The sequence below is a fragment of the Lactiplantibacillus sp. 7.2.4 genome, from assembly GCF_018991185.1.
GTDB classification, from domain to species: domain Bacteria; phylum Bacillota; class Bacilli; order Lactobacillales; family Lactobacillaceae; genus Lactiplantibacillus; species Lactiplantibacillus pentosus.
The window spans coordinates 1-3,467 of sequence record NZ_JAGYGS010000111.1 but is presented as its reverse complement, the minus strand read 5'-3'; the positions used below and the strand labels follow the sequence as shown (position 1 = coordinate 3,467).

Sequence of the window (3,467 nt, the reverse complement as noted above, 5' to 3'; positions counted from 1 at the left end):
TAAGTATGTTTTGAGTGCTTCAGGATTTAACACCGTGATGCCGGCACCTGAGACTTGGACGATGCTGGCTTCCTTGAGCTTCTTAATATTCCGCGACATATTGGTAGGGTTCAACGCAATCAGCCGGGCAAGATTCTTCTGACGGATTGGAATCAAATTATCACTCGGGTGGTGTTCATCCAGATAGTAATTCAGAAAAGTGACGAGACGTTGCATGCCTGATGAAGTAATCAATTGGCTAATATCATTTAGATAATAGTTCATGTGTTTGAGATAACTCTGGTTGAGTTGCTTGGCGAAAGTGCGATGCTGCTCGGCGTAGTTAGCGAGTAGTGTGTTGTCATAACACCATAGGGTACTGGGTTGGACGAAGCGGAAAATCAACTCATCTTTTGTCGGCATTGATGCTGAAAATAGTGGTGGAAATAATGTTTGCGGGCCATAGGCGACCAATGCGTGGGCTTCGCCATCCGGCAACAATAGGATTTCAACGACTCGTCCGGAAACGATGAAGTAAGTTTGATTGGTCAGCGAGATTTCCTCATTTGCAGCAATCATTTTCTGGGTGTGCGGTAATTTTAGTAAGTCGTCTTTAAAATCTTGGTAATCCTGTTGAATAAAAAATTCCATATTAAATAATTCCCCCAACAATTGTCTTAAGATAATTTTTAATACCTGCCACCGGGTTAAACTAAGTCTTGTAATTTGATAGGAGGAACTTAATTATGACAGAAAAATTCACACAAAACATCCCTGCTAACGCGGCAACGTTGCCGTACTATAAGTATTATTTACAAGACATGGCGAAAGTCGATCCAACTGCACGAAAGAAGATGGTGCAAGCCCCAATCAATCCAAAAGATGCGACCCCGGTGCAAGACCGCAATGATTTATTGAAGCCAGGTTACTTGAAGACTGAGGTCGGTTATTGCCAAATGCCGGATGGGACCGCGTTCATGGCGAACCACTTAAAAATGCCGAACGTGACGGCAGAAATGTTACATTGGTGGTTTGCTTGGCATGGCCTAGAATCAATGCGTTACGTCATTTGGAATAAGGATGATCATTACGATGTCGTCGTCAAAAATGGGACTGAGGCGCAACTGAAGGACCAATCAATTCCGATGGTCGAACGAATTTACGGTGTTTCTCATACAGTTACCGAAGATACTGGTTTTGGCCCTGAAAAAATCGATATTAATTTCAAAAACCCGGTCGATTTGGGCTATGACCCACAACTGCTGGCGCAAAGCGATTCAGATATTGTGGCGGCCGCCAATGGTGAGACGGCCCTGATGTTACACGTGGTTCGCCCCGTCGATGGTGGGATTGAATTACGCAGTCGCTTCTGGCTAGGCTGGAATGTCGATCTGCAAACGCATGAACCTGTTTGTGTAATTCCTGATGATGCCAAAATCGACGGTGAAGTTGCCAAACGGCTCGGGTTGCATAACATCAAGGAAATGACCAACCTAGCTCAAATTTTACCAAGTCTTTACGCTGAAAACAAAGATAAGTTCTAAATCGGCGGGTGGTGAATGACAATCAAAACTAGCAGTCAACACGTGATTCAAACGGTGACGACAGCCATCTTCATTGCCGTTATCCCGCCATTGTGGGCGGTGCTGAGCCCCAAATTTGGGGTCGAGACTGGCGCTGTGGCGCTAATTTCTGCCGGCCTGTTCACTGCAAAAGGAAATGACCCTAAGAAAGCCTTGCCGATTATTTTAGGCTTGTTGATTGGGATTCCTTGGGGGATGGTGGCACTGAAGCTGACGGCGTTGCCGGGTAGTCCATCCATGAATCAATTTTTAAGCCTCTGTATTTTGGGCGCAGTCAGTGTTGTAGTCTGTGGCTTGACGGTCGTGGGCCGGTTCGTGGATGCGACGGCTTGGCTATCCGGCTGGGCGATTACGATTCTGGTCTTAGGTCATGAAACGATGACCAGCTGGCATTGGCTGCCGCTACAGCTAGCCTTGTCCATGCTTGTCGGCGTGTACTTAATTGGCGTCGGTGGTGTCGTCTTTAATAATTGGTTCATGAAACATGATAATAAGTAAAATTGATGTGCTGGCTTCAGCGGATGACTTAGTTCATCCGCTGAGGCTTTTTGCTTGTGATGTAGTACTGCCACTGATTAGTCATCGTTGCAAGCAACCGGCCGTCATCGCGTACTGATTTGCACACTAACCAACGTTTGGCCCGTACACACCACAATGGTAGAATAAAAGTCTACGATGGTACAAACATTGGACAGAATGGGGGAAAACGTCAAATGAAAGCTTATCGACGCGTCCAAATAATCACAGGAGGCTATTTAGCGGTCTATCTCGCTGCACTTTATTTATCAACCGGTGTACATACCGGATTTAAGTTGGATAGTGATCAATTGATTGGGTATGTGACTTGTGGTATTTTGGCCGGTTTACTGGGGGTATCGGCAGTGGTGAAGACAGGGTTACAGCGAAAAATCTGCGCGCTATTACTATTATTGTGTTGCGGGACGCTGTTGCTTTTCGCACGCTATAGCGTGATTAGCTTCAATGAAGCATTTTGGTATTTTATTGGGGTGGTTTATTTGTTACCGGTGGTTATATTGGTTGATGTGGTTGAATTTATGTTTGCGGGTGCTCGGGAAAGTACGGATGAGCAAGGCTGATTGATTGAAGTTGGTTAAGAATAAGACTACTTGATCCATTACCGGACTGATTTACGTTATGAAAATTCAAAAATCCGTTCCAACAATAGGATGAAGCACCTATTCAAGATAAAAACGAATTGAGGTTAATGATTTGGAAATCAAAGAAGTTGCACAACGCTCAGCAAAGATTCGTGAACAATATCATCAATTGGAAATGAAGCAAGACGGCCATCCGTGGACCACTGAGCAAGATGCACTGGCCTTCTTGACGGATGCAGCGTTAGTTGGTCGGCAAGTCATGGCTCATCAAGGTAGCTGGCCAGATGGTCAAGACCAGCAGTTACTTGCGGACAAAATTGGTGAATCAATCTGGTGGTTAAGCGTCTTGGCTGATGCAAATGAAGTTGATTTGGACCAAGCGGTGACAAAATTTTAGAACGATAAGGCGTCACAGCTTAAGGGGTAGAGCGACAGCTGTTGGGCAGATAGGCTGGTCGGGGACGCAAGGCGTTATCGGTGATTTATTTGGCGGCTAATTAATCGTCGCGACATGGGCTAACCGTCATAGCAGCAGATACAGTCCAATAAAGAGTCTAGTGATTTCATTGAAATTGCTAGGCTTTTTTAGTGACTCGATATACCAAAGCATCAGGTGTGAAATACCGCATCGCTTCAGCAATAAACAAATAAATATGTATATAGTCCTTAATGGCCAAATCCAGCCATGAACGTGCTGATTTTGTTTAGCACATCAAATTAATTGATGAAAATTAGGATGCAAAAACGTTTGTTATGGAAATGGTGGGATGAATACTTAATTTTAAAA

The 3,467-nt window shown here is 44.6% G+C and carries 5 protein-coding genes; 4 read left to right on the top strand and 1 reads right to left on the bottom strand.

The window, feature by feature from the left end; genetic code table 11:
* A partial coding sequence (locus KGF70_RS16570; protein ID WP_216768526.1) for a Crp/Fnr family transcriptional regulator occupies positions 1-630 on the bottom strand: 630 nt, incomplete at its 3' end.
* A 95-nt stretch (positions 631-725) separates the two neighbouring features.
* Between KGF70_RS16570 and KGF70_RS16565 the strand changes: the two genes are divergently transcribed.
* From KGF70_RS16565 to KGF70_RS16550, 4 genes are all read left to right on the top strand, one after another.
* Positions 726-1,523 carry a hypothetical protein gene (locus tag KGF70_RS16565; protein ID WP_216768525.1) on the top strand — a complete coding sequence of 266 codons (798 nt, stop codon included), beginning with the start codon at positions 726-728 and terminating at the stop codon, positions 1,521-1,523.
* A gap of 15 nt (positions 1,524-1,538) precedes the next feature.
* Positions 1,539-2,060, top strand: a complete 522-nt coding sequence (locus KGF70_RS16560) for a DUF1097 domain-containing protein (protein WP_216768524.1) — start codon at positions 1,539-1,541, stop codon at positions 2,058-2,060.
* Between the two features lie 215 nt (positions 2,061-2,275).
* On the top strand, positions 2,276-2,659 hold the full coding sequence (locus tag KGF70_RS16555; protein ID WP_105960778.1) for a hypothetical protein: 384 nt from the start codon (positions 2,276-2,278) through the stop codon (positions 2,657-2,659).
* 133 nt (positions 2,660-2,792) lie between these two features.
* Positions 2,793-3,077, top strand: a complete 285-nt coding sequence (locus KGF70_RS16550) for a MazG-like protein (protein ID WP_216768523.1) — start codon at positions 2,793-2,795, stop codon at positions 3,075-3,077.
* The last annotated feature ends 390 nt before the right edge of the window (positions 3,078-3,467 follow it).

Coding starts and splice junctions, on each gene's coding strand:
- KGF70_RS16565 (WP_216768525.1), top strand. CDS start 726: ATGACAGAAAAATTCACACAAAACATCCCTGCTAACGCGGCAACGTTG.
- KGF70_RS16560 (WP_216768524.1), top strand. CDS start 1,539: ATGACAATCAAAACTAGCAGTCAACACGTGATTCAAACGGTGACGACA.
- KGF70_RS16555 (WP_105960778.1), top strand. CDS start 2,276: ATGAAAGCTTATCGACGCGTCCAAATAATCACAGGAGGCTATTTAGCG.